Below are 26,061 nucleotides of genomic sequence, written 5' to 3'. Positions count from 1 at the left end.
TTTTTTATCCCCAAAAATTCAACATACTAATTTTGTTTTGGTCTTTAATTGATACGGATACAATAACTCATCTAACAATCCGCATGTCTAAAGGATATACTGACCACAATTAGTTTGCCATTCGCTCTTATTAAAACTTACTTATTATGAAAAAGCTATCCAGTTCTGGTATTGTTCGCCCATTTTTTTTGATCGTTATTATTATCTTAGTCTCACTTCCAATGGGATTTTATGGCATGTATCTCTATCTCGCGCCATCATTGCCAGATATGAGCTCATTAAAAAAAGCGCCTTTATTAAAACCATTGCAAGTCTATACGGCAGATAATAAGTTGATTGCGGAATATGGCGGGAAATTATCAATTCCTGTTAAGTATGAACAGATTCCTCCGACCTTTATTCATGGTTTCCTTGCAGCAGAAGACTCCTCATTTTTTGAGCATAACGGCATCAGTTTTAAAGGCTTAGGGCGAGCTTTGACTGAATCTGTTACGGGTTCTGATGTCCAGACTGGGGGCTCAACCATTACCATGCAGGTTGCGAAGAACTATTATTTAAGTCCAGACCGAACACTAAGACGTAAACTGACTGAGGTTTTTCTTGCACGAAAAATCGAACAGAATTTAACAAAACAGGAAATTTTGACGGCGTATGTCAATAAAATTTTCTTGGGTAAAAATGCCTACGGTATCGCTGCGGCTGCTCGTATCTATTACAACAAAAACCTGAATGAGCTAACCACCGCACAAATGGCAATGATTGCGGGTTTACCAAAAGCACCATCAAAATATAACCCTGTAGTTAATCCAGATCGTGCACTTGAGCGTCGTAACTGGATTTTGGGACGTATGCTGCAGTTGGGTTATATCAACCAGAATCAATACCAGCAAGCGGTTGCCGAGCCGATCAATCTGAACATGGTTGATCGCTCAGTAAGTAATGTTTTTCCCTATGTCGGAGAAATGGTCCGTTCCGAATTAGTTGAGCATTTTGGCGAACAGGCGATTGATTCGGGTTATAAGGTTTACACCACCGTTGATAGCAACCGTCAGCGTTATGCAGAACAAGCGATTCAAAATGGACTGGAAGCATATGACCGTCGTCATGGCTGGCGCGGTCCAGAAGCACATGATAAACCTTTAAAACAGTTCATGGCTTATGCGAACACCTACCCTGCTCAAGTCACCAAAGTGAATAACAATTCTTTTGAAGCCTTGATGCAAGATGGTTCAACCGTAACAGTAAACTGGTCAGGCATGTCTTGGGTACGTCCATATCGCAATGCCAATAGCGTGGGTGGCGCACCATCGAATGCTTCACAGATTGTCAAAGTCAAAGATATTGTGCGTTTACGTCCAAATGAAGGCAAAACGGTATGGGCTTTGACTCAAGTACCGAAAGTACAAGGCCAGCTCATTGCCATTAATCCAAATGACGGTGCAATTGAAGCGGTTGTAGGTGGTTATAATTTTTATCAATCAAAATTTAACCGTGCTTTACAAGGTTGGAGACAACCTGGTTCTACCATTAAACCATTCGTGTATGCGCTAGCTTTAGAACGTGGCATGACGCCATATAGCATGGTTAACGACAGTCCGATTACCATTGGGAAATGGTCACCAAGAAACGCGGATGGACGCTATCTTGGTATGATTCCATTACGCCGTGCTCTTTACTTGTCACGAAACTCGGTTTCTGTCCGTTTATTACAAAATGTCGGGATCGAACGTACCCGCCAACTGTTTATGGATTTTGGTTTACAAGATGACCAGATTCCACGTAACTACACCATTGCCTTAGGTACGCCTCAGGTATTACCGATTCAAATGGCAACAGGTTATGCAACATTTGCCAATGGCGGTTACCGTATCCAGCCGCACTTTATTACACGTATTGAAGATGCGTATGGCAAAGTCATTTATGAAGCGAAGCCTGAGTACGCATGTATTCCTTGTATTGCCACTGCAAAGAACGATGCAAAACAACAAACGGCTGATGCAAGCAAAAAAGATGAAGTAAAAGAAATCACCAATGCGACTTTGGATGATACAAATGCAGTATCTGAAGTACCAATGACTGCCGCCGATACTGAAAAAGCAAGCAAGCCAAATGGTGACTATCGTCAGGCACAACGTATCCTGAAATCAAGCTCGGCTTATGACATGGCCAACATCTTACGTGATGTAATCCAACACGGTACTGGACGTGCCGCGATGAAAATCGGCCGTGATGATTTGGGTGGTAAAACAGGAACAACCAACGATGCGAAAGATGCATGGTTCGCGGGCTTCAATGGCAAGTTGGTTGCTGTGGCGTGGGTTGGCTTTGACCAACCGCGTACGCTAGGTCGTCGTGAATACGGTGGTGTTGCAGCGCTTCCGATCTGGACCAACTTCATGGGTCAGTCATTAAAAGACACGCCATCGGCATGGGTTCGTCTAGATAAAGAGGCGAAAGATCCAATTTCGCGCGATAAATTACAGATCCAGCAAAGTGAAGACAAAAAAGAATATCGTGCTTCACCACCACTGGCTCGTCCACTTTATCGTCCAGCACCGCCTGTACCAACACGTTCAACTCAAAACGACTTTTCTGACCTGCCAGGAACAACGCCACCAACCTCAGTTGAGGAACGTCCGATTGTCCCTGCCAAAAAGCAACCACCAGCAATGGGTAATAATCCAGCACCTCAAAAAGAGCGTGACGGAATTGAAAATCTGATTAATCAGATTCAGTAATCAAAAAAGAAGCCATCAAATTGATGGCTTCTTTTTTTTCTGGAACAGATAAATCTGGAAGGAGGCGGTCGCTGCAAATTGTGACGACTGCTCTAGCAGTTTTCGTCGCTCAGGATTGGCCTTATAAGCATACGGCGTCATGGCGATCAGATTTTTCAAGGCCTGCTGATCCAGTGACATGATGCTCTCAACCACCTGCTCCTGTTTTAGCTCAAACTGTGCATCTAACTGCTCCACAAACTTCTGTGGCTCATGCAAGTTCACCTGCTCAAACAGTGCTTCGCGCAAATCGTATAAATGACGTGGCGCAGGCGTAACCACAATCAGATAGCCATCCTCTTGTAGCACTCGCATGATTTCATCTTGGGGAATTGGACTAAACAGACTGGTGCAAAGGTCAATTGAATGATCCTGAACAGGCAAAGTCGCTCCTGTTCCTACCACCCAAGTCACTTTTGAATTCAACTTAGCTGCTCTTTGCACCGCAGTTTTGGCAATATCCACCCCGATACACTGTTGAGTATGCGCCTGCATTGCACTGGTGTAATAGCCTTCACCACAACCAATATCCAGCACAGCTTCAGGCTTAAGCTGTTGCAGGATCTCAACCACAGCCTGCTGCAAAGGTTGATAAAAACCTGCTTGCAGAAACTCACGACGTGCCAGTACCGACTCAGGCGTATCCCCAGGTGACTTGCTATGTTTATGCTGCACCACATGTAAATTGACATAGCCCTGTTTCGCTACATCATAGTGATGCCCTTTTTCACAACGCCAGGAGTTTTCAACCAAATTCAATGATTGGCGACAAACAGGACACATCAACAAACTCATCTATTTTCTCCAAACATAAAAAAAGCTGGTCAATACCAGCTTCTTTCTTGAATCTTGGTTTAACGTAATTTTAAGGTCATTAAGCCTAACACGACGAGGAAAATCGTGATAATCCAGAAACGAATCACAACCTGTGTTTCTTTCCAGCCTTGTTTTTCATAATGGTGATGCAGAGGCGCCATCAAGAACACACGCTTGTTACGCATACGCAATGAACCGATCTGTAAGAATACAGAAATGGCTTCCATCACAAAGACACCGCCCATAATCGCAAATACGATTTCCTGACGAACCATCACCGCAATGGTACCGAGCATCGCACCGAGTGCCAATGCACCGACATCGCCCATAAAGACTTGGGCTGGATGCGCATTGTACCAGAGGAAGGCCAAACCAGCACCGACCATTGCCGAACAGATGACTACCAGCTCAGAGGTGTATTTTACATAAGGAATATGCAAATATTCAGCGAAACGGATATCACCCGATAAATAAGCAAATACACCTAAACCTGCTGCAACCATTACGATCGGCATGATCGCCAAACCATCCAGACCATCCGTCAGATTCACCGCATTCGATGCGCCGTTAATCACCAGATAAGTAAAGACAATAAACGCCAAGCCTAGTGGAACCGCTGATAATGGAATCGAGAGATTCTTAAAGAAAGGAATCAGCAAGTCCAGCATATTCGCTGTATGTACTGCGCTATCCTGCTGTTTTGCAATCACATATAAGGCAATACCCGCACCTAGAGACGCTACCGAAGTCCAGAAAAACTTCTTGCGTGCTGGCAAGCCAGCATTGTCTTTATAACGAACTTTAATCCAGTCATCGGCCCAACCTACCGCACCGAAGACCACCATCACGCCAAGCACGATCCAGACATATGGATTGGATAAATCAGCCCACAATAACGTACTGATCCCGATAGAGAGTAAAATGAGAATCCCGCCCATGGTTGGAGTACCCATTTTTTTGGCATGGTTTTCTGGCGCAAAAGAGCTCACCGCCTGACCATATTTTAATGCCTGTAATTTACGAATCATGACTGGGCCTAATACCAGTCCGATCGTCAAGGCAGTCAGCAAGCTCAACAAAGAGCGCAACGTTAAATAACGAACAACCTGAAACGAACTGTTATAGTCCGCCAATTGTTCAAATAACCATAACAACATTTAAATTTTCTCCATCAAGTCAGCCATCAACGTTTCCATATGGGTATAACGAGACCCTTTAAACAGGAAACTCATTGACTGGGGTTGATGTGTTTGGACTAAATTAATTAAAAACGGTAATGCTTCTGCCTGTGTTGCAAAGGCATGTAACTTTTCTGAATGAGATGAACCTTGTTGCGCTGCTTCAGCGAATTCACCGACGACAACCAGATGCTCTAATGGTAACAATGCCAAGTCTCGGCCGAGATCATGATGCTCTTGCCAGCTACTGTCACCCAGCTCACCAATATCGCCCATCACCATGACTTTTAAGCCCTGCTGCTGCAAGAGCACTTGTGCTGCTGCACGCATGGAAGTCGGGTTGGCATTATAGGTATCATCAATAAACAGATGATTCTGCTGCTGAATAAAGTTCAGACGACCTTTGGCACCTTGTGCTTGCTCTAAGCCTTGCACAATATCATCAAGCGCAATACCAAGCGCTAAAGCAAATGCGGTCGCTGCTGCGGCATTCTGTACATTATGCGCCCCAGCAAATGGTAAGTTCACTGCACGAACACCTTGTGGCGTATGCAAATTAAATTGTGCCGATTGAGGATGAAGTTGAATCTCGATCGCAAAGACATCGCCGCCTTCACCAAAACTCAGAATCGGGTGTGCCTGTGCATTTTCACGAATAGTAGCTGCATAATCATCTTGTGCAGGAACAATTGCGGTGCCTTGCGGCAAAATATGTGCATAGATTTCTGATTTAGCACGGCAAATGCCCTCGCGGCCACCAAACTCACCCAAGTGCGCTGTACCAATATTCAAAATGCCTGCCACATGTGGCTGCACCAAACTCGAGGTGTAATCAATTTCACCTTGATGACTGGCACCCAGCTCCATCACGGCATATTGATGTTCCTGACGCAGTTCCAGCAACATCATCGGCACACCCAAGTCATTATTCAGGTTGCCACGCGTGATCAGGGTCGGTGCTAAACGAGATAAAATACTGCCCAGCATTTCTTTGGTGGTGGTTTTACCACTACTACCCGTTAAGGCAATGACTTTCAACTGTTGGTTTTGCTGACGGCGATAGGCTCCAAGATGCCCTAACGCCAAACGCGTATCTTTTACGACGAGCTGTGCAATATCAGCATCGACAGGATGCTCTACGATGGCAATCTGACAACCTTGTGTAGCCACTTGTGCTACAAAATTATGCGCATCAAAACGTTCACCCTTTAAAGCGAGAAACGCATCGCCCTCCTCAGCGTGACGTGAGTCAGTCAAAATACGCTTAATTTCACCCTGCGGAATATTCTGCTGATGCCACTCCCCTTGGGTGGCGAGTTGTAATTGTTCTGCTGTCCACAGTTCTAATGGAACAGTACTGGTCGTTGAGGTATGCATCGTTTTTATTTACCTTTTTTCACACTATTGCGCAGGATAAGCAGAATGTACCGAATGTGGCTGGGCAGCAATTGCAGATTGCACTTCAACCACGTCATCAAACCAATGACGCACGCCATCGATTTCCTGATAATTTTCATGCCCCTTACCCGCAATCACCACAATATCTCCCGCTTGGGCTTGCGCTACAGCAAACTTAATCGCTTCACGGCGGTCATGGATTTCATGCATCACATGGGCAGTAAAATCAATGCCCTGCTTCATGTCAGCAAAAATCTGTTCAGGATTTTCAGTTCTCGGATTATCCGAAGTCAGCATGACTGGATTGGCATGGTCAAGCGCGGCCTGAGTCATGAGTGGACGCTTGCCACGGTCACGATCTCCGCCACAACCAAATACCGCCCATAACTGTCCAGTGACATGACGTTTCAATGTGGTCAGTACCTGAATCAAGGCATCCGGTGTGTGTGCATAATCCACCACAAAGAGACGCTCAGCATCCTGAATTACCTGCATACGACCCGGCGCACCTTTCAGTTGCGGCACAAATTGCACTAGATCTGCTAGCGCAAAACCTGCATATTCAGCTGCAATCAAACTCGCCAATAAGTTTTCGACATTAAAATGTCCCAGCAATGGGCTTTGTACCGAATAAGCACCCGTTGGGCTCATCAGCGTAAAACTCGCACCACTTAAACGATATTGCAAATCAGCAATATGATAATCAGCAGAGGTTTTCGTCAAAGAATAGGTGAGGATTTTAGGTTGCGATGGATTGGCTTTTGCTGCATCCAACATAAGCGGTGCATGTGCATCATCCAGATTAATAACGACAGCTTTTAAGGTCGTAAATTTGAACAGCAACGCTTTTGCTTCAGCATAGGCTTCTAGCGTACCGTGATAATCCAGATGGTCTCGACTTAAATTGCTATACACCGCAATTTCAAGATCACAGCCATTGAGACGGCCTTGTTCCAAACCATGCGAACTGGCTTCCAGTGCAACAAAACTCGCGCCTTGTTTAGCATAATCATGTAGCGCATGTTGCAACTGCAACGCATCTAAAGTGGTGTGCGTTGATGGCGTCAAGTTAGGTAAAATCCCGTTGCCTGTGGTTCCCATGACCGCACAGCCTTTGCCTTGCGAGCTAATCAACTCTGCAATCAGGCGAGAAATCGTGGTTTTGCCATTGGTTCCCGTCACCGCAATACCACGCAAGGGCTGCACAGGATCAACTGCCTGCAAATACTGCTTTTGCCATTCGCCCATTTGATAGCGAACATCAGGACAAACCCATTCATTGGCAAAGCCTAAAGCCGTTTCACTAATTACCACCAATGCACCTGCATCTAAAGCATTCTGGGCAAACTGGCGTGTTTTTTCTGGTTGGCTATAGCTGCTCAAGGCAATAAAAATCTGTCCCTTTTCAACCTTACGGCTATCCAGGGAAAAACCTTGAAAAGGTTGACTATACCAAGCCGCATCTATGCTGATCGGATGTATCTGTTGAAAACTAATCGACATAATCTACCTACGGATTGGATTTTATAGAAGTATCAAGTGGCTTATCTAAAGGCACGTTGAGGAGACGCAAAGACTCCTGCATCATCCGTGCAAATACTGGGGCAGCAACCAGACCACCGTAATAACGACCTTGCGGGTTTTCGACCACAACAATCATCGCCAGACGCGGATCACTGATTGGCGCAACACCGGCAAACAAGGCACGATATTCACTGTTCGAGTAACCTTTACGGTCTGCACGTAATTTATGTGCTGTCCCTGTTTTACCACCCACGCGATAACCCGGAATCACCGCCTGTTTCGCAGTACCGCCCGGCATGGTCACTTGCTCAAGCATGGTAAGTACTTGGTCAGCAATTTTAGGTTCGAGAACTTGTGTTCCTTCTGGCGCTTTGTCCAGTTTGCGCAAGCTCAATGGCATTTGTACGCCATGATTCGCCAACATGGCATAGCCTTGTGCCACCTGTAAAATGGTTGCATTCAGACCATAACCGTAGGCCATAGTTCCCAACTGAGACGGGTTTAGCTTACTACCTGAATAGAGCAGACCCGCACTCTCCCCCGGGAATTTAACGGCTGAACGATGTCCAAAACCTGCACGTCTAAAGAAAGAAGGTACTGTATCTTTAGGCAAAGACAATGCAATCTTGGCTGAACCCACGTTTGACGATTTAATAATGACGCCAGATACGGTCAAAGCACCATAATTATGCGTATCACGAATCGTATGCCAACCTAAACGCATTGAACCCGGTGAAGTATTGACGATGGTATTTGGTGTGTATTTACCACTTTCCAGAGCCGCTGCCACCGTGAACGGTTTCATGGTCGAACCCGGCTCAAACATATCAATCGCACCGCGGTTACGCATCGCATCTTTGTTGTTGAGACCATTTTTATCATTCGGGTTATAAGATGGCCAACTAGTCATCGCCAGAATTTCACCGGTTTTAACATCAACCGCAATCGCAGTTGCTGAACGTGCATTATTGGCAACACCAGCTGCCGTAAGCTCGCGATACATAATGTATTGCAAACGCGAGTCGATACTGAGCGTGATATTTTCGCCAGACTCAACTTCTTTAATGACTTCAGAAACTTTAAGACGATTACCTTTTTTATCGCGAATGATTTTTTGCTCACCATCGACACCAGAAAGCTGTTTATTCAACTGCATTTCCAGACCTTCAATCCCCACCCCTTCACTATTGGTCAAACCAATAATCTGTGCATTGGGTTGCGGTTGAGGATAGTAACGCTTATAACTTTTTTCGGCATATACGCCCTGAAAGTTGCGTTTAATAATCAGGTCAGCCTGCTGTGGTGGAATTTCTTTTTGTAAAACCAGATAACGTGAACGTGGGCGTGCCTGCATTTGTTTCTTTAAATCGGCACGATCAACACCAACAACATCTGCCAGTTCGTCCAGATTCAGGTTTTTATCTGGCAATTGACGTTTTAATTTACGGTTATTCGGGTCTTTTTTTAGCTCAGCAGTAATTTCATCAAACTGCTGTTTGGTTTCCCAATAATCTCGTGGATCGATCACGATTTTCATGATCGGGGTACTAATCGCCAAAGGCACACCGTGGCGGTCACTAATCACCCCACGCATCGCCTCAAGACGTTCAGTACGCAAAATATTGGCATTGGCTTTATTTTGTAAAAAGTCTTTATTGACCACTTGAACATAGAATGCACGTGCAACCAACACGACAAAGCAAAGCAGTACCGTGCCCCAAAGCAAATAAAATCGCCACATGTCCAAAGCAAGTGTTGGTCTTTCAGAAATCGACTGCTGTTTTTTTCGTATTGGTTTGCTTCTCTTATCTGCCATACAGCATGCCTTATTTATCTTGCTTTGAAGTCATAGGTAAAGAAATCACTACAGTTTGCGTAGCGGGTGGTGAGAACATACGGAGTTGTGTCACTGCCCGAGAACCAATCTGGGCAGTCGCACCAAAGGTTTGTTGCTCGATCAGCAAACGCCCCCACTCTGCATTCAGATCATCTCTTTCACGCATATAAGCGCTTAAGTCACGATAATCATGACGATATTCAAAGACTTGAAACACCACCATCATTGCACTGGTAAATACCAATGCAACGAGCACAGCATAAACAACAACTTTTTTCAGTCCCTTTTTGCTGCTTGGTAAAACGTCGTCATCATTCTTGTTGTTCATTCTCAGCCTTTTTGCTCTAAACGCTCAGCCACACGTAGCCACGCACTACGCGAACGAGGATTTGCTTTTACTTCTGCTTCACTCGCACGAATACGAGAAACTTTCTTTAAACGTCGAGTATCAACCTGTGCTTGAGGCATACCCCAGCCTGAATCTTCGGCCAAACTCGATTCTTTTTGAATAAATTGTTTGATTAAACGGTCTTCTAGTGAATGAAAGCTAATCACGGCCAATTGTGCGGTTGGTTTTAACAGAGCAACCGCTTGCGGCAAGAATGTCTCGATATCGTCGAGTTCTTTATTAATCGCAATACGAATGGCCTGAAAAGTCCGCGTTGCCGGATGCTTATGCTTTTCCCATTTTGGATGTGCTGTTTTAACCACTTCTGCCAGTTGAGCTGTTGTTGTCATTTCACCTGCCAGTTTAATGGCTTTGGCAATGCGGCGGCTATAACGTTCTTCACCATATTGGTAAATAATGTTTGCGAGTTTTTCTTCTTCGATATCCAGTAACCATTCTGCAGCGGTTGGACCTTGCGAATTATCCATACGCATATCCAGTGGACCGTTATGCATAAAACTGAAACCACGTTCGGCTTGGTCAAGCTGCGGTGATGATACCCCTAAGTCAGCCATAATGCCGTCGACTTCGGTAATACCAATATGAGCGAGTTCAGCCTGAATATCTGCGAAGCTGGCATGAATAATTTTAAAACGCGGATCTTCTTGTTCTAATTGTGCTGCAACTTCAAGAGCTTGAGGATCTTTATCAAAAGCATAAACACGTGCATTTTGATCAAGTTTTGACAATAAAAGCTTGGTATGTCCCCCACGACCAAAGGTCGCATCGACAAAAATACCAGTATCGCGGCCTGCCAATACGCCATCAACGGTTTCATGAAGTAAGACAGAAATATGCGACATAAGAATTGGATCAACAGCTGAAAATGTAACTGCACATTATTACCTTGTTTTACGCCAGCACCAAACGACTTTTTGTAGAGAATTCTTAACTTTTCATAGATAAAACCGTTTTCTTGTCATTTTTCATGCAATAAAAAAGCAAACACCTTCAGTATTTGCTTTTCAATCTTTTATGTTGATCTGAAGGAAGACGAAACTTATGGTTTCTCTGCATAAATCTGATCAAAAATCGCACCATTTACAAAATGCGTTTTTTGCGCTTTTGCCCAACCACCAAACACATCATTTATATTGAATAATTTAATCTTTGGAAATTGTTTTGCGTATTTTGCCGCAACCTGAGGATTACGTGGACGGAAATAATGTTTTGCTGCTAACTCCTGCCCTAAAGGTGAATAAAGGAAGTTTAAATATCCTCGCGCCAATTGACGGTTGCCATTCTTATCTACCGTTTTATCCACGATGGCTACAGAAGGCTCTGCCAGAATGGAAATTGAAGGATAAACGATTTCAAATTTATCTTTGCCTAAACCTTGTGTTGCCAATAAGGCTTCATTTTCCCAAGACAACAGCACGTCACCGATACCACGCTCAGCAAATGTCGTGAGAGAACCGCGCGCACCTGAATCCAGAACTTTGACATTTTGATAAAGTTTTTTCACCAATTCCCGTGCTTTGGCATCATTACCGCCAGGCTGTTTCAAGGCATAACCCCAAGCCGATAAATAGATCCAGCGAGGCGCGCCCCCTGTTTTCGGATTTGGCGTAATGATCTCCACACCATTTTTGGTTAAATCATTCCAGTCACGAATGTTTTTAGGATTGCCTTTACGTACCAGAAAAACCACGGTTGAAGTATAAGGCGCAGAATTATCCTTAAACTGTTTTTGCCAGTCTTTACGGATTAATCCAGCATTGGCAATTTCATCAATGTCATTTGCCAGTGCTAAAGTCACCACATCGGCCTGCAAGCCATCAATGACTGAGCGGGCTTGTTTACCTGAACCGCCATGAGACTGTTTAAAATCAACCTCCTGACCTGTTCTTTGTTTCCAGTATTGACCAAAGGCCTGATTATATTCTTGATAAAATTCACGTGTAGGATCATAAGACACGTTTAAAAAAGTCGTTGCGGCTTGTGCCGCCCCATTTAAACCCAAGGCCAACAATGCCGCTGCAATCACTGTTTTCATTTATTGTTTATCCAGTCCACCCCATTTGTAACCACTATATTTATTTAAAAATAATTTACAATCAGTCGGTTATATCAATAAATTTATTACTTTGCAGTTTTTAAGCTAAGTTCAAAACCCACTGACTGGATTAAAAGTAAGCTGATGAGGACTTGTCCTTTAAAATGAGAAAAATTATCATTCTCCACTTTTTCTACACATTTGCTTGCTAAATTGCGCTTGTATACAAAGTAGTCATATTGCTATAAATGTAGATAAGGATGTGTCAAATTTTAATATTTTTGTAAAAAGTGTGACGTAGTTCTACTTTTTTATTAAGATTTATGTTTAAATCGTATTATTAAAGCAATACTATAGTAGTTTGGTTAGTCTTGTAGACTCAAATTCAAGAGGGGAATGTTAGCGATGCCAACATTAAAATTGAAGAAAACAGCATATATAAGCTTATTTTTGCTATGTTCTGTTCAAGCTGGACATGCAGCGGCAATTAAAGAAAGCAATAACATAAAAACGCTTGATAAATCATCTTCAAGCTTGATCGTCAAAGCACTTGATCAGCAAAAACGTAATACAACGATGCTGCCTTCAACCGATGACGAATTAAAAATGTTAAATACGATTCGTACTACACCAACGCAGACTTTTTTCGCGAGTCAACATGAGCGTTTTTCTCGTTTCGTTCAAACCATATTCCAGCCGCATACCTCATAATTTTTAAATATGTGCCCCTCACATGTTTAAATGAAGCCTAGTCATGTTGTGACTAGGCTTTTTCGTTATAATAGTTTCAATTTTAATTTAATCTCCGATAATTTATGAAAGTCCGTACCCGTATTGCCCCTTCTCCTACAGGTTTTCCACATGTAGGCACCGCTTATATCGCATTATTTAATCTATGTTTTGCCAAGCAGCATGGCGGCGAATTCATTTTACGTATTGAAGATACGGACCAACTTCGTTCAACACCAGAATCTGAAAAAATGATTCTGGATTCTTTGCGCTGGTTGGGTCTGAACTGGTCTGAAGGCCCAGATGTGGGCGGCCCGCATGCACCTTACCGCCAGTCAGAACGTATGGGAATTTATAAGCAATATGCGCTTGAGCTGGTAGAAAAAGGCCATGCATTTTATTGTTTCGCAACAGCAGAAGAATTAGATCAAATGCGTGCAGAACAACAGGCACGTGGCGAAACACCAAAATATGATGGTCGCGGTTTAAAATTATCAGAAGAAGAAGTACAACGCCGTCTTGCTGCGGGTGAACCTCATGTCATCCGTATGAAAGTACCAGAAGAAGGTATCTGTAAAATCAATGATTTACTCCGTGGTGAAGTCGAGATTCCATGGGCACAAGTCGACATGCAAGTGCTATTAAAAACAGATGGCTTGCCAACGTATCACCTTGCGAACGTGGTAGATGACCATTTAATGGAAATCACTCATGTCTTACGTGGTGAAGAATGGTTACCGTCTGCACCGAAGCATCAGTTGCTTTACCAATATTTTGGTTGGGACATGCCAACACTGTGCCATATGCCATTGTTGCGTAATCCAGATAAATCAAAACTGTCTAAACGTAAAAATCCAACCTCAATCAACTACTATCGTGACATCGGTGTATTGCCAGAAGCCTTGTTGAACTATTTAGGTCGTATGGGCTGGTCAATGCCAGATGAACGCGAAATCTTTACCTTACAGGACATGATTGAGAATTTTGACGTGCAACGTGTTTCTCTTGGTGGCCCAATCTTTGATGTTGAAAAACTTAACTGGCTGAATGGTCAGTGGATTAAAGGCCTGACACCAGGACAACTTTTAGACCGTTTATTGACATGGAAGAGCGACCGTCAAACACTTGAAGATATTGCAGCTGCCATTCAGCCACGTATCAACCTACTCTCTGAAGCAGTGAACTGGGCAGGTTTCTATTTAAACCATATGCCACAAATCAGCAAAGAACAGTTCGAAAGCAAAAAACTGACGGAAGAACAGGTTCGTCAAAGCCTACAGTTTGCGATCTGGCGTTTAGAAAGCCAATTTACTTGGAATAATGACACGGTCAGCCAGACACTGATGGATCTTGCCAATCAGATGGAAGTTAAACTACGTGACTTCATGCCTGCGTTCTTTATCGCCATTGCTGGTTCAACTAGTTCGACGCCTGTGATGCAAGCTATGGTTACACTTGGTCCTGATTTGACCTTTGCCCGTTTACGTCACGCACTCGAAATTGTGGGCGCACCGAGCAAGAAAGAACTGAAAGCTTGGGAAAAGTTAAATGAATCACTAAAATTGCCGAAAAATGATGCAAATAGTGAGACTTAATTCAGTTTAATGATTGACGTGTGAGCGCATTCCCCCTAATATTGCGCTCACACATTCTGGGGTCATAGCTCAGTTGGTAGAGCGCTACAATGGCATTGTAGAGGTCAGCAGTTCGATCCTGCTTGGCTCCACCATCGTTTCGAAATACGAAACGAAAGCAAGAGTTATGCTCAAGTCATCCGTGTGTTGCCTCATCTGTCCCTATCGTCTAGAGGCCTAGGACATCGCCCTTTCACGGCGGTAACCGGGGTTCGAATCCCCGTAGGGACGCCATATTCTATACTCTAATAATTATATTTTTCTCACAATCTTTCCTCAAGCAGATTGCACATTTTCGAATTTTACATAAAATAGCCGCTTCTCTATGCTTGGACAAATTGTCGTATGCAATCTTCCAACTCAAATGCGAATTCAGAACCAAAAACGCTAAAGCGTGCCATGAGCACTCGCCATTTAGTCATGCTTTCTTTAGGTGGCGCGATTGGTACAGGCTTGTTTTTAGGTTCTGGGGAAGTTATCGCTCAAACTGGACCTGTAGGTGCAATTATTGCCTATATCCTAGGCGGTCTGATTGCCTATATGGTCATGCTCTGTTTAGGTGAACTTGCAGTACATATGCCTGTTGCTGGATCTTTTGGTGCATACGCTCAAAAATATATTGGTCCAGGCACAGGTTACATGATTTCGTGGGTGTACTGGCTCACCTGGACAGCAACTTTAGGTACCGAATTTACCGCTGCTGCTCTACTGATGCAGGAATGGTTTCCACATATTTCTATGTGGATCTGGACTATTATCTTTGCCGTCACGATCTTGGGGCTAAATTTAACCTCCACCCGCATGTTTGCCGAGTCTGAATTCTGGCTCGCCTTGGTCAAAGTGGTCACGGTTATTGCCTTTATTATCCTCGGCTTGTTGGCAATTTTTGGTCTGATTCCCTTCCATGGTTATGAATCAGCCCCACTCTTCCACAACCTGACTGCACATGGCTGGTTCCCGCAAGGTTTAATTCCAATTTTCACCACCATGTTGATCGTTAACTTTGCCTTCTCAGGTACCGAGTTAATTGGTGTTGCGGCGGGTGAAACCAAGGATCCTGCTGAAAATGTGCCGAAAGCAATCAATGCAGCTATCTGGCGTTTATTGATTTTCTTTGTAGGTACCATCATTGTAATCAGCGCACTTCTTCCTTTCCAGGTTGCTGGCTTAGGTGGTGAAGGTGTGAGTAGCAGTCCGTTCGTTACGGTGTTTAATTACATTGGTATTCCTTATGCCGATGACATTATCCGCTTCGTGATTATCACAGCGCTTCTTTCTGCTGCCAACTCGGGTCTGTATGCTGCATCACGCATGATGTGGTCTTTATCAGATCAGCGCCAGTTGCCAAGTGTTTTCTCTCGATTATCAAAGAGTGGTACGCCAATCATTGCATTGGTCGTCACCATGTTTGGTGCAATTCCTGGTTTATTATCAGAACACTTTGCGCCTGAGACAATCTTCAAGAATTTACTCGGGGTTGCTGCATTCACTATGGTGATTGTGTGGATGAGTATCTGCTGGAGTCAATTTAACTTTAGACGCCAATGGTACAAGGCAGGACATACCGCAAAAGACTTAAAATTTGCTGCGCCGCTTTACCCGATTGTTCCGATCTTGGGTTTTATCTTCTGTTTCATTACAGGGCTGAGTATGGCAGCCGATCCTGAGATGCAAGCAGGCTTTATTGGTTGTTTGCTGTTTATTGCAGCATGTTATTTGAGCCATTACATTTTCTATCGTAATCGCAAATAATCAGATCTCATAAAAAATGCAGCTCAGGCTGCATTTTTTTATGTCTAAGGAAAAACTCTATTTTTCATATTTTTGAGCTTAACTGCTTATTTTTGATTATTTATTCCTCGATATGTTTTATTTTTAAACACTTGTTTGGTTTTTTTAATTTTTCTTGAGAAAAGTGTTTGACACCCCACCCAATTCAACCTAATATACGCCCACCTCTGAAACGTCCCTATCGTCTAGAGGCCTAGGACATCGCCCTTTCACGGCGGTAACCGGGGTTCGAATCCCCGTAGGGACGCCACTAAATTCGAGGAAAGGCAAAGATAAATCATCTTGCTGAGAATTTAGGCTTACAAGAGATATGTTTCATATTCTGTAAGTAAATCTCCTCCGATAAGTCCCTATCGTCTAGAGGCCTAGGACATCGCCCTTTCACGGCGGTAACCGGGGTTCGAATCCCCGTAGGGACGCCAAATTCAAATCTACTGTAATCTACGGTAGTACACAAACCCTTGAATTCATTAAGTTCAAGGGTTTTTGTTGTCTATAGCTATTCACAATATTTCCCCCAAATCTACGATTCTAAGCGGTATATTTAACGGTATATCTTAATACCGTTACGATACCGTTAAGGGGAAACAGTCATGTCGAGAGCAATAAATAGACTAACAGCCTTGAAAGTAAAAAATTTAAAATTTGATGAATCTACCAGTAATAAGTACACCGATGGAGATGGTTTATATTTGCAGATCAATAAAAATGGTAGCAAATATTGGCGTATGGATTACACCAATCCAATTACTAAAAAGCGCAATACACTTGCTCTAGGCGTTTATCCAACGATTGCATTAGAACAAGCTAGAAAGCGTCGTGACGAAGTAAAGTTACAACTTGCAGAAGGTAAAGACCCAGCAAGCGAACGAGATAGTAAGCGAGAACAAGCTAAATTAAGCATGGTTAATGCGTTTAAGATTATTGCTCAAGATTGGCTTGAACTAAGAGAAAAAGAAGGCAAAAAAGATAGTGAAGTTATACGCCGTTTAAACAAAGATGTTTTGCCTTTTATTGGAGATATGCCCATATCTCAAATTTCTCTTGAGATTATTGAAAGTGAGGTAACAAACCGTATTGTAGAGCGTGGTGCGCTTGAATTAGCTCGTAAGGTTCTCATTTCAGTTAAGCAGATACTTGAGTACGCTAGACGTAAAAAGCTCATATTGATCAATCCAGCGCATGACGTGATGCTTCCCAAACCCATTAGTGGAAACTTTGCAGCAATTACAGAACCTACTGCCCTTTCAGAACTCATCAAAACCGTATGGGATGAGACTGATACTCGAATGACATTCGTTACCCGATGTGCAGTCAAGATATCTTTATTTATTTTTTCACGCCCAACTGAAATTAGAACAATAAAATGGTCTGACTATGACAAAAAGGATGGAACACTAAACATTTACCCTTTAAAACAAGATGCAAGCAAGCCTAAAAGCTATTTGATTATTCCCTTACCAACACAAGCTATTGAACTATTAGAACAACTCAGCTCACATACTGGACACCATGAATACATATTCTCAAGTAATCGAGGTGAAGAACCATTCATTAGTGAAAGTACAGTGAATGAAGCAATTAAACGTATTGGATTTAAAGGTGAACAAACTGCTCACGGCTTTCGCGCTACAGCAAGAACGATACTTGAAGAAGAACTTGATATTGAACCTGTTTGGATTGAAAGACAGCTTGCACACAGAGTGAGAGATGCTAATGGAGAATCCTATAATCGTACTAAGCATGTGAAAAACAGAAAAGCTATGCTACAGATATGGGCTGATTATCTAACCCAAACATTACTAGAATAGATAGCGATAACTGTAATCAAAAAATATCCACTTTCAACTATCATTCATCGTTACGTACAACAGAAATATAATTAGAGTGACATAAAAATAGAGTAACGCTGAATGATAGTATCCAACCGACTGCATGATATTAGGTACACAATGAAAGATACAGAGGGCGTGGAGTATGGTTACCCATGAATACGATTTAAACCTGAAGTGGATACTCGACCACAAATAACTCCCCCTTAAAACGGAGTATATAAGGGTACGGGGGCAAAAATCAGGCATACCCCATGTTTATTATTCATAAACTTAGGCTATATCATACTAGGGTTTTGATCTAAAAATATAACACACTCTATATTTCTCTCATCTCAATTTAGAGCAACTTTAAAATAAAGATATGAAATATATATCAAAAACAATTAAATGGCTATATGAGGCTTATAGTGCTTTCTATACACATATTAATCACCTATCCTGTTTATTTAAATCAATTCTATCAATTTGACATTCCTAAACTAATAACATATATTAAGTATTAATAAAAAATAATTCCCTATAATTTTACCTATTCTATCATTCCAACATCTTTATCTAAAAATAGCCCATATTTCAGTTAGTATAAAAAATAATTCAACACTATAAAAATCCCATCTTATATAATTTTTATAGTAGTTCATCTATGACGTGTATTATATAGATATATATACTTACTTATATCTATTCCCTATACACCTCATCACCTTACCAACAAACTAATAATTAAGAGAAATTAAAAATGATTAATCCAAAATACTTATTAAAAACCACAACATTCAAAGGATATGAAGTAAATCCACATTACTCACTAAGAAAGAGTTCATTAGAAACCATACATTCATCAATGCTATGGTCTTTAAAAAACATATCCAAACCTAGAGCAATGCACATCACTATAGGCCTTACAGACAAGGATACTTTTAGTATTGAGAAGTTTAACCGCCGTTTAAAAGCTAAATTTAAAGATGAAGGCTTAGTACACCTCTATAGCTTTGAACTATCAGAGAATGACAATCATCACTTACATTGCATGTTCATCTACAATGCTGAAGTACATCGTAGCTACTACACTGTTTATAAGATGATACATGAGTGTGCTATGTTGGATGGAGTTAGAAAAGAAGTAGTAGCAATAGAACGGAAAAGCTGATGAAGTTAGATGGACTATTGCTTATCAAGAAGGTAAAAACTTCCCTGTACATTACCTCAGAACAGAAGAACAGTTCATTGATGCAATGTACAGATATAGTTATCTAGCTAAAGTTAATGATAAAGAAGGCATAAAACATAAAGGTTTTGGAGTTATTAAAATCCAAACAAGAGCTAAAATTAAAGCTAGGTAATGATTAATTCAAGCTAAAACATATTAACTCACATTAACCAAATAAAATTGAACTAGCATTCACCAAGCTTATCAATTGATTTCCTTACCAATATTTTTGCAATATCATGATTAGTATCCTTATAACTTAGCTGACGTAAACAATATGCATATACTGTAGCAGCATAATCTTTATTAAGCATAGTTCTAGATCTTTTCATTTTTCTTAGATAAGAAGCAATAATTGGAAAAGGTGACTCGCTTATATATAAATCATCATTAAACCAATTTTCAAAATATTCTAATTGAATATTATACTGTCCAGACATATCACCATGAAAAAAAGGACTTAATTCAAGTGTAATAATATCTAACACTGAAGGAGCAACACTTATATCACCATAATCAATTAATATTGGACTTAAATCTTCAGAAATAAGAATGTTTTTCCCATGTAAATCAGCATGCTGTATACTATATTTAGCGCGAATGTTTAACTCTTCAAATTTTGCTAAATCTTCAGCTTCAAAATATTCATTAATTTCTTCTAGCTTAGTATCAGGAAATATTTTTTCTCGGATTTCTTTAATAGAACATTTTTTGACTTGTTGAGTTTTTTCCCAACTATTCAATAAGCCTAGTACTTTCTCTAATACTACTAATGTATCTTCTTGATTAATTTTCAACAATCCAAAATAATCTAACTTATAATTATTAGCAAATTGATAGAAAACACCCTTAATATTTCCGCAGCCAGCAAAATATTTTCCTAGAACAGTTGGAAAACAACCTACTGGTAATTTGCTGATATATTCATCAAAATTTTTAAAATCTAAATCAACCTTATGATGTTCATCAATTTTCGCTAAAGCAAATAGACATTCATTCCCATGTTCATCAATTAAAGTAATTTTCAAAACTTTTGAGGAGGAATATCCACCTCCCATGATTGCTACTTCTGCTCCAAAGGCTCTTTTTTGTTTTACAAATAGGCGAATGACTCGCTTTTCTAAATCACTAAGTACCAAACCATTTATTAAATCAAGCCCTATTGAATCAACCTCATCAAGGCACTTTTTAGCATCTTTAATTAGTTCAAACACTTTGACTAATCTTCGCTTAGAACGGCATTTTACTAGTCCCCTATTTTTACCATCCCAAAAAGCTACTTGTTCTTGATCTTCAACATATTTTTCAATAGCTTCTTCATCACTCTGCCCAGTTAAAAATAAGATAGGTGTCCCCGGTAATACAGTCTTAATATGTTCAGCTAAATTAATACCAAATGATATATCAGCGACTATTTGCTCATCATTTAAGGGTATAGATTGGTCTAATATTACATATTCATAAATATTTTGGTTTATTAATTCTACGGCCCTGTCATAATTCACAGCATGGTCAATACTTGTACATATTTCTTTTAATTCAGGTAAAATTGTTCGTTCAAACCATCCTTTGTCATCTTCTACATGTAAAACTTTCACTCTCTCCCCCCCCTAATTGGAATCTCGAAATAAAATGTCGCTCCATAAGGTGAAGAATTTTTTAGATCCCACGTTCCTTTCATAGATTTAATCGACTTGGCAACAATTGTTAATCCAAAACCACGGCTACCTGGTTTTGTCGTGTATTGACTTTTAAATAATTTAGTTTGATTTGGTGGTAAGCCTATTCCCTCATCAATTATACTAATCCATAAGCTTTTATTTTCTAAAATTCCTGCATTAATTACAATTAAGCTTGCAATCCTATCTAATACAGATTTATGAGATTCAGTTGCATTTCTCAATGAATTAGAAAGAATTGTTCTTAACATGAAATTATCTGCTTCAAAGTCTAAATCAGATGGAATATTTATTACAAAAATATAGTTTTCTTTTTGTTTTGTCCTCTCAATCTCATCAACGACAATATCATAAATTCTAAGGTTTTGATAATTAGGAGTTTCTTCAGACTTTTTCCAAGCAGTAAAAGTATCTACCAATTCCTGTAATCGAGTAATTTCATTCTTAACTCTTGATTTTTGATAATTCTTCACTTCCCTGCTTGCAACTACTTCTAATGACCCAATCAAAGGATCTAGCTCATGTATAATTTGACCAATACTTTCGGCAACTGCTTGACTTCGTATCTCATCAACATTATATGCTGTATCATCTTCTGCATCATAATCCGTTTCTTTGTCAGAACCATTTCCATTTTCTATTAAAGAATCATTTCGAAATGAATCTTTATTTTCTTCAATTTCAAACGAATCCAAAAATACATCTAATGTATTTTTTAACCATGGCTGATTTACTGTATATAAATGTTTTTTTATTTCATGAATTTCATTTAATGTAGCCTGTTCTAAAAAAGTATGAATAGCCTGTATTTGCTCCTCAGGAGACATCATATTTAAACTATTAATTAGCTTTTGAATACTCATCAACTACTCATTATAAAAAATTGATCTAAACTTAAAAGCGTCTTTACCACCTTCCATTATTGATTCTATAGTACTCTTTATTTCTTTTTTGTTTACATTACCAGCAACACGAACAAATCCCTTTCTTCCATTTGATTCAAGATTAATAACATTCTTAGCTCCACCCAAAACAGGAATATTTGCGTTATGACTTGAAACTATCGTTTGTGCAAAAACTGCTCTTCTATTAATTGATCTAATTAAAGTATTAACAATAAATTCATTATCCAAATGATCTTCAGGTTGGTCTATAATTAAGATTCTACTCTTATTTTCCAAAATTATTGATAATATGACTGTGCACCGCTGCCCAATTGACAACTCCTTAACAGGCTTATATTCACCATGGTCTAAAAGTGAAAAATCAACAGTATCCTGAACATTTGTCGACAATATTTCCCCTAAATTAATATCGCCTAAATATCCTAATAGGCGTACTGCTCTATCAAAAGGGATTCCTAAAATTTTAGCAAAATCCTCATATTTTTCTGTAATTGAATAATACATTAACCAAGCTGGGCTAATTTTTTCGGTTATTGTTTTCAACAACTCTTTATATTTTAGCCCTGATCCTCTCAATGAATTCTCCAAAGCAGAAATATAGTTTGTAAAATCGGAATTTGGATTTATATTTATCTTAACTATAGGATTCAGATTATCATTAAGATAACTAATAACACCAAGCCTAGAATTAAATATACGTTCTTTAATTTTATTAATTTCTACAATTTTTTGCTGAATAGTATGATAAATAGAAAGTCTTTCGACGCTTTTTTGTTCAGAAAATTCTTTGATATTTTTTACTTTTGCGATCTGTTCTCTAATACGCCCAAGCTCACTTAATATACTTCCTGCTCCTTCTCTTTTATTTTCAAATTCGTTCCTTCTAAGACGAGCAGTATTTTCTAAGCTCATTTTCTCTACAGAAACCTTTAAAATTAATTCCTCAATATTATCAATCATTGAAATATTTTTTTCATATAATCCGTTCAAAATCTCATCATCTTCTGATTGATTTGAAATTAATTTCATTATTTCATCAGTAAATTCTCTACTACCTTTCAACCCCTGAAAGTCTTTATTTAAATTTATTAAGTTTTTAATACTATCAATTTTCTTATTTTGAATATCTTTAAATGACTCTAGATTATGTATATCTACTGAAAGTAATGCTGCTCTTTCTTGCAGGTCTTTAACTTCATTTTGGTTTTGTAAAAGTAAAAAATGCTTCTCCTGAATATTTTGATGCTGTGCACTGAGATCCAACTCTCTTTTTTCAAGTTCGTCTAGTGAAAACAATTGTCCTGTTAATTCTCTATATTCTTTTGATATTAAATCATATTGAGTACATAAACTTCTTAATTCATTTAATTCGTGACTAATCTGTATATTTAAACTTTCCACCTCTGGAATAAAGCTATCAATAAGTGCCATTCGGCCTTCTTTATTGAGTCCTATTGTTTCAATTTCTGTTTGTGAAAAAATAATAGGACTAGCAAAATTACTGTTACTCCAAGGTGCTTTATCTTGAGCCATTCTTGTTACAGAAAAAATTTCACCTGAAGCAGATTCTAATTCAATACAAACTTGTCCTGTTGAATTTAAAATAGATAACGCATGTGTCGTACCTTTATTACTACTATCATCAATAAAATTTTTCGCCCCCAAGCCGAAGCGGATCAACTCAATCACTGAAGTTTTACCTACTCCACGCCCCCCAACGAGCACATTTAACCCGTCAGAAAAAGTAAGATTAAGGTTATTAAAAAAACCTTCTTCTACTCTTAAACTTCTAATAATCAAGCTACTCTCCAAAAAATTTTATGTCTTTTAAAGCCAATATAAATTTTCAATTCTGAACCAAAGCTTATCATACACATCATGAATTGTAATATTCATTTGAAAGTGTTATTCATCACGTATGAGCACATACATTTCATACACAAACCAATAAAATTGTTTCTTTTCAAAAACTTAAAATATAAAAGAACTATCTATGTAAAGTTCATTAAAAACTATAATCAATTAACGTTTTGCTGCACATGCAAAAGCAATGGCGATAACACAGTATTGCAAAATCATCAAAGGCGGGAAGAAAACATGTGTTAAAGTCCATAGACAAGCTAAAGGAGCAACTATCCATCTCCCACCTGAACCAGAAGCCACAATGATACTAAAGATGAGGACTTGATAAAAAAGAACTCCTCCACCAATAACAAAGAGAGTAAAAACGGCAAACATCTACTAGCCTTATATTCATATTTATTGAAGTTAGTTGAATTGATGGAATTCCTTTTAACTCCATCAATTACTCTTATATTTAAAATTATGGATTTTCATTCATCATGTATAATGCTGCTCTTACTTTCCCCTCAAAATTAATTGAATCTAACTCTGGATATCTACCTTTATCATCTGAATTTAAATTTGCATAATCAACAAAAGTCTTTTCTTTTAGTATTTTTCTTGCTTGATCAAAACTAGCATCAAAGACAACAATCGTATCTCCTGCATAACCACACCGATCTTCTCCACTAATATTACAAACCCCACGTTTTACACCTATTACATCCAAACCATGAACCTTTACACCTTTAACTTTCCATGTAAAAAATTCTTCTGTTTTTAGTTCTGGTTTATAAACCCGAATTCCTTTACTTAACCAATAATCACCATATTTCATATCCACTACTTCTAATATAGATTTATAGGGTACTGGTGCATATCCTGCATAATTTAAAGTAGAAAAATATTTATTATATCCATTAAAATCAACCACCTCTGAATATGGATTAGGCTGTTCATCTTTTAACTTATAAAAATTACCATCAAACTCATAAGTTTTATAAACATTATAAGGAACTATCTTGGGCACTAAACTTCCTTCTTTTGATACATCCTTATTGCCTTCATAAAGCACATTTAAATTATAAACTCCTTTATTTTCCGTACTTTCATCCAAAAAGTAAAAAGAGTCATAACTAAACTCTGTATCACTACCCCAATGCTTTTGTGCTAATTTTATTTCATTATCAATCTCATAGATTTTATTTTTTGATTCATCAATAAGAATGATACTTGCAAAATTAGTTTCCTGACCACCCCCACCAAAGGAAAGGCTAGCAGCAAACCCTTTATGGTTTTTACCAATATTTATAGGCTCACTATTCATAATATGATCATAAGCCATATCATCTTTAGCAGTTGACCCAGATGAACCATTAACTAAGCCTTCACTAGAAGTACTTGCAATAAGCTCATAGCTTTCTCCTACTTTTTGAAAAAGAAATAAATCTAACATACTCCCTTCACTAGACATATCTGCGTACACAGCATCCTTATGAGTAAAAGCCACTAGATAACGGTCTACTCCATTATTTTTATAAGTCTTGATACCTTTGTATTGATATGCCGAAAGCACAGCATCTAAATAAGCAATAAAGTTAAACTCGCTGTCCTTTGCTTTACTGAAATTTTCTAAGTCTTCTTTATTCTTTATGGCATTTTTATCAACAGGTTTATATAAAATATTAAATAAAGCTTGAGCATCATTCAGATTCTTAACTAGAACTCTATTATTTTTATGATCTAATGAGGTGGAGGATGTTGAGGTTACAACACCTGTAGCGGCTTGTGGGCTTTTACCTGCATACAATTGATAAGTGTATATTGATACACCTAATGTACAAGCAACAATGCTTAAAGTGATCTTATTAAATTTCATGATGCAATCCCTTCGTTGTTTATGGTGGCAGAACGAGCAAGGGTTGACAGACTGATAGTAAAGAATCAGCACGCACAAGGCGTCCCTCACCCGCCCTACCGCAACGAGTAAGGGACGAGAAGTGCGCACAAAATTACCCCTCAGAAGGAATAACTCTGATGCTCTTTACTAAACGGCCTGTCAAAACCGACTGACAATGTGGTCAGCGACTTGATGATAATTGTTAGTGATTGGAAACGTCAATAGTTTTATAAAATATCCCTAGGTTGCTTAATAAAGAAGTAAAAAGTCTTTTATCCTGCTACTCTTTAATAATATTGAGGTAAAAATCTAGATATAGTCTCGTTCTAAAATAAGATAGTTTCGGTTCAAAACTTCCATTCATACGTAACTCTTGTTTTTCCGTTTTTTCTACCAAAAAGCCAATATTCTGCAATGTCTGATTTTTTGAGGCATTAATGGATGTAAAAGCAACTACACTTATTTCGTTATCTATACTTGGCAGTCCATGCAAAGTATGTTTTTCAACATTTTCAAGATCCTGTTCGATTTCATCAACAATGTGTCTATTTAGTTGATTAAT

Annotated in this window: 18 protein-coding genes, 4 tRNA genes and 2 pseudogenes; 10 read left to right on the top strand and 14 right to left on the bottom strand. The window is 39.4% G+C overall.

The genetic code is table 11. The features are described from left to right. Window positions 1-146 precede the first annotated feature (146 nt). Entirely contained in the window at window positions 147-2,738 is a 2,592-nt protein-coding gene (gene ponA / locus AWW72_RS04495; protein WP_062846563.1) for a penicillin-binding protein PBP1a, read from the top strand. 15 nt (window positions 2,739-2,753) lie between these two features. Here the strand turns inward: ponA and AWW72_RS04490 are convergent, their stop codons facing one another. The 8 genes and pseudogenes from AWW72_RS04490 to AWW72_RS04455 all read right to left on the bottom strand — a co-directional run bounded on the left by AWW72_RS04490 (window position 2,754) and on the right by AWW72_RS04455 (window position 11,974). After that, window positions 2,754-3,572, bottom strand: a complete 819-nt coding sequence (locus AWW72_RS04490) for a putative RNA methyltransferase (protein ID WP_062846562.1) — start codon at window positions 3,570-3,572, stop codon at window positions 2,754-2,756. A 59-nt stretch (window positions 3,573-3,631) separates the two neighbouring features. Next, window positions 3,632-4,750 (bottom strand): phospho-N-acetylmuramoyl-pentapeptide-transferase, encoded by a 1,119-nt coding sequence (gene mraY / locus AWW72_RS04485; protein ID WP_004776067.1) that lies wholly within the window; start codon window positions 4,748-4,750, stop codon window positions 3,632-3,634. Further along, window positions 4,751-6,148 carry a UDP-N-acetylmuramoyl-tripeptide--D-alanyl-D-alanine ligase gene (locus AWW72_RS04480; protein ID WP_062846561.1) on the bottom strand — a complete coding sequence of 466 codons (1,398 nt, stop codon included), beginning with the start codon at window positions 6,146-6,148 and terminating at the stop codon, window positions 4,751-4,753. A 24-nt stretch (window positions 6,149-6,172) separates the two neighbouring features. Then, window positions 6,173-7,672, bottom strand: a complete 1,500-nt coding sequence (locus AWW72_RS04475; protein WP_062846560.1) for a UDP-N-acetylmuramoyl-L-alanyl-D-glutamate--2,6-diaminopimelate ligase — start codon at window positions 7,670-7,672, stop codon at window positions 6,173-6,175. Between the two features lie 3 nt (window positions 7,673-7,675). Then, a pseudogene (gene ftsI / locus AWW72_RS04470) lies at window positions 7,676-9,509 on the bottom strand (penicillin-binding protein PBP3). A gap of 10 nt (window positions 9,510-9,519) precedes the next feature. Continuing rightward, window positions 9,520-9,858: a cell division protein FtsL gene (gene ftsL, locus AWW72_RS04465; protein WP_005227681.1), complete on the bottom strand. Its 339-nt coding sequence runs from the start codon at window positions 9,856-9,858 to the stop codon at window positions 9,520-9,522. A gap of 2 nt (window positions 9,859-9,860) precedes the next feature. Further along, window positions 9,861-10,781 (bottom strand): 16S rRNA (cytosine(1402)-N(4))-methyltransferase RsmH, encoded by a 921-nt coding sequence (gene rsmH / locus AWW72_RS04460; protein ID WP_062846559.1) that lies wholly within the window; start codon window positions 10,779-10,781, stop codon window positions 9,861-9,863. Between the two features lie 197 nt (window positions 10,782-10,978). Further along, window positions 10,979-11,974 (bottom strand): sulfate ABC transporter substrate-binding protein, encoded by a 996-nt coding sequence (locus AWW72_RS04455; protein ID WP_062846558.1) that lies wholly within the window; start codon window positions 11,972-11,974, stop codon window positions 10,979-10,981. 405 nt (window positions 11,975-12,379) lie between these two features. Between AWW72_RS04455 and AWW72_RS04450 the strand changes: the two genes are divergently transcribed. The 9 genes from AWW72_RS04450 to AWW72_RS04410 all read left to right on the top strand — a co-directional run bounded on the left by AWW72_RS04450 (window position 12,380) and on the right by AWW72_RS04410 (window position 19,113). After that, window positions 12,380-12,685 carry a hypothetical protein gene (locus AWW72_RS04450; protein ID WP_004776077.1) on the top strand — a complete coding sequence of 102 codons (306 nt, stop codon included), beginning with the start codon at window positions 12,380-12,382 and terminating at the stop codon, window positions 12,683-12,685. A gap of 104 nt (window positions 12,686-12,789) precedes the next feature. After that, window positions 12,790-14,298, top strand: a complete 1,509-nt coding sequence (gene gltX, locus AWW72_RS04445; protein ID WP_062846557.1) for a glutamate--tRNA ligase — start codon at window positions 12,790-12,792, stop codon at window positions 14,296-14,298. 58 nt (window positions 14,299-14,356) lie between these two features. Continuing rightward, window positions 14,357-14,432: transfer RNA gene (locus AWW72_RS04440), tRNA-Ala, on the top strand. A gap of 63 nt (window positions 14,433-14,495) precedes the next feature. Beyond that, window positions 14,496-14,571: transfer RNA gene (locus AWW72_RS04435), tRNA-Glu, on the top strand. A gap of 111 nt (window positions 14,572-14,682) precedes the next feature. Next, window positions 14,683-16,089 carry an amino acid permease gene (locus tag AWW72_RS04430; protein ID WP_047430293.1) on the top strand — a complete coding sequence of 469 codons (1,407 nt, stop codon included), beginning with the start codon at window positions 14,683-14,685 and terminating at the stop codon, window positions 16,087-16,089. A 213-nt stretch (window positions 16,090-16,302) separates the two neighbouring features. Next, window positions 16,303-16,378: transfer RNA gene (locus AWW72_RS04425), tRNA-Glu, on the top strand. A gap of 96 nt (window positions 16,379-16,474) precedes the next feature. Continuing rightward, a tRNA-Glu gene (locus AWW72_RS04420) sits at window positions 16,475-16,550 on the top strand. Window positions 16,551-16,721: 171 nt separating this feature from the next. Beyond that, on the top strand, window positions 16,722-17,939 hold the full coding sequence (locus AWW72_RS04415) for a tyrosine-type recombinase/integrase (RefSeq protein ID WP_062846556.1): 1,218 nt from the start codon (window positions 16,722-16,724) through the stop codon (window positions 17,937-17,939). Between the two features lie 763 nt (window positions 17,940-18,702). Continuing rightward, window positions 18,703-19,113, top strand: coding sequence for a hypothetical protein (locus AWW72_RS04410; protein ID WP_062846555.1), 411 nt, complete (start codon window positions 18,703-18,705; stop codon window positions 19,111-19,113). 245 nt (window positions 19,114-19,358) lie between these two features. On the opposite strand, the gene AWW72_RS04405 is transcribed toward AWW72_RS04410, so the two are convergent. The 6 genes and pseudogenes from AWW72_RS04405 to AWW72_RS19400 all read right to left on the bottom strand — a co-directional run. Next, window positions 19,359-20,771: a DNA-binding transcriptional response regulator gene (locus AWW72_RS04405; protein ID WP_062846554.1), complete on the bottom strand. Its 1,413-nt coding sequence runs from the start codon at window positions 20,769-20,771 to the stop codon at window positions 19,359-19,361. Next, window positions 20,768-21,715 carry a sensor histidine kinase gene (locus tag AWW72_RS04400; RefSeq protein ID WP_062846553.1) on the bottom strand — a complete coding sequence of 316 codons (948 nt, stop codon included), beginning with the start codon at window positions 21,713-21,715 and terminating at the stop codon, window positions 20,768-20,770. The genes AWW72_RS04405 and AWW72_RS04400 overlap by 4 nt, the downstream gene beginning before the upstream one ends. Before the next feature lie 3 nt (window positions 21,716-21,718). Further along, window positions 21,719-23,557 (bottom strand): AAA family ATPase, encoded by a 1,839-nt coding sequence (locus AWW72_RS04395; RefSeq protein ID WP_062846552.1) that lies wholly within the window; start codon window positions 23,555-23,557, stop codon window positions 21,719-21,721. Window positions 23,558-23,779: 222 nt separating this feature from the next. After that, window positions 23,780-23,995 carry a hypothetical protein gene (locus tag AWW72_RS04390; RefSeq protein ID WP_062846551.1) on the bottom strand — a complete coding sequence of 72 codons (216 nt, stop codon included), beginning with the start codon at window positions 23,993-23,995 and terminating at the stop codon, window positions 23,780-23,782. Window positions 23,996-24,080: 85 nt separating this feature from the next. After that, the gene (locus tag AWW72_RS04385) at window positions 24,081-25,478 is read right to left on the bottom strand and encodes a uroporphyrinogen decarboxylase/cobalamine-independent methonine synthase family protein (RefSeq protein ID WP_062846550.1); all 1,398 of its coding nucleotides are present in this window, start codon (window positions 25,476-25,478) and stop codon (window positions 24,081-24,083) included. A 301-nt stretch (window positions 25,479-25,779) separates the two neighbouring features. Further along, window positions 25,780-26,061 (bottom strand): annotated as a pseudogene (locus tag AWW72_RS19400) (hypothetical protein); the annotation flags it as partial.

The sequence above is a fragment of the Acinetobacter sp. NRRL B-65365 genome (assembly GCF_001605865.1).
Lineage (GTDB): Bacteria > Pseudomonadota > Gammaproteobacteria > Pseudomonadales > Moraxellaceae > Acinetobacter > Acinetobacter vivianii.
The sequence above is the reverse complement of the archived record's forward strand: the minus strand, read 5'-3'. Positions and strand labels throughout refer to the sequence as shown.

Excerpts from the sequence above, each read along its gene's own strand:
- AWW72_RS04455 (WP_062846558.1), bottom strand. The coding sequence starts at position 11,974 with ATGAAAACAGTGATTGCAGCGGCATTGTTGGCCTTGGGTTTAAATGGG.
- mraY (WP_004776067.1), bottom strand. The coding sequence starts at position 4,750 with ATGTTGTTATGGTTATTTGAACAATTGGCGGACTATAACAGTTCGTTT.
- ponA (WP_062846563.1), top strand. The coding sequence starts at position 147 with ATGAAAAAGCTATCCAGTTCTGGTATTGTTCGCCCATTTTTTTTGATC.
- AWW72_RS04400 (WP_062846553.1), bottom strand. The coding sequence starts at position 21,715 with ATGAGTATTCAAAAGCTAATTAATAGTTTAAATATGATGTCTCCTGAG.
- AWW72_RS04410 (WP_062846555.1), top strand. The coding sequence starts at position 18,703 with ATGATTAATCCAAAATACTTATTAAAAACCACAACATTCAAAGGATAT.
- AWW72_RS04430 (WP_047430293.1), top strand. The coding sequence starts at position 14,683 with ATGCAATCTTCCAACTCAAATGCGAATTCAGAACCAAAAACGCTAAAG.
- AWW72_RS04450 (WP_004776077.1), top strand. The coding sequence starts at position 12,380 with ATGCCAACATTAAAATTGAAGAAAACAGCATATATAAGCTTATTTTTG.
- AWW72_RS04475 (WP_062846560.1), bottom strand. The coding sequence starts at position 7,672 with ATGTCGATTAGTTTTCAACAGATACATCCGATCAGCATAGATGCGGCT.
- AWW72_RS04480 (WP_062846561.1), bottom strand. The coding sequence starts at position 6,148 with ATGCATACCTCAACGACCAGTACTGTTCCATTAGAACTGTGGACAGCA.
- gltX (WP_062846557.1), top strand. The coding sequence starts at position 12,790 with ATGAAAGTCCGTACCCGTATTGCCCCTTCTCCTACAGGTTTTCCACAT.
- AWW72_RS04415 (WP_062846556.1), top strand. The coding sequence starts at position 16,722 with ATGTCGAGAGCAATAAATAGACTAACAGCCTTGAAAGTAAAAAATTTA.
- AWW72_RS04385 (WP_062846550.1), bottom strand. The coding sequence starts at position 25,478 with ATGAAATTTAATAAGATCACTTTAAGCATTGTTGCTTGTACATTAGGT.
- ftsL (WP_005227681.1), bottom strand. The coding sequence starts at position 9,858 with ATGAACAACAAGAATGATGACGACGTTTTACCAAGCAGCAAAAAGGGA.
- AWW72_RS04390 (WP_062846551.1), bottom strand. The coding sequence starts at position 23,995 with ATGTTTGCCGTTTTTACTCTCTTTGTTATTGGTGGAGGAGTTCTTTTT.
- AWW72_RS04490 (WP_062846562.1), bottom strand. The coding sequence starts at position 3,572 with ATGAGTTTGTTGATGTGTCCTGTTTGTCGCCAATCATTGAATTTGGTT.
- rsmH (WP_062846559.1), bottom strand. The coding sequence starts at position 10,781 with ATGTCGCATATTTCTGTCTTACTTCATGAAACCGTTGATGGCGTATTG.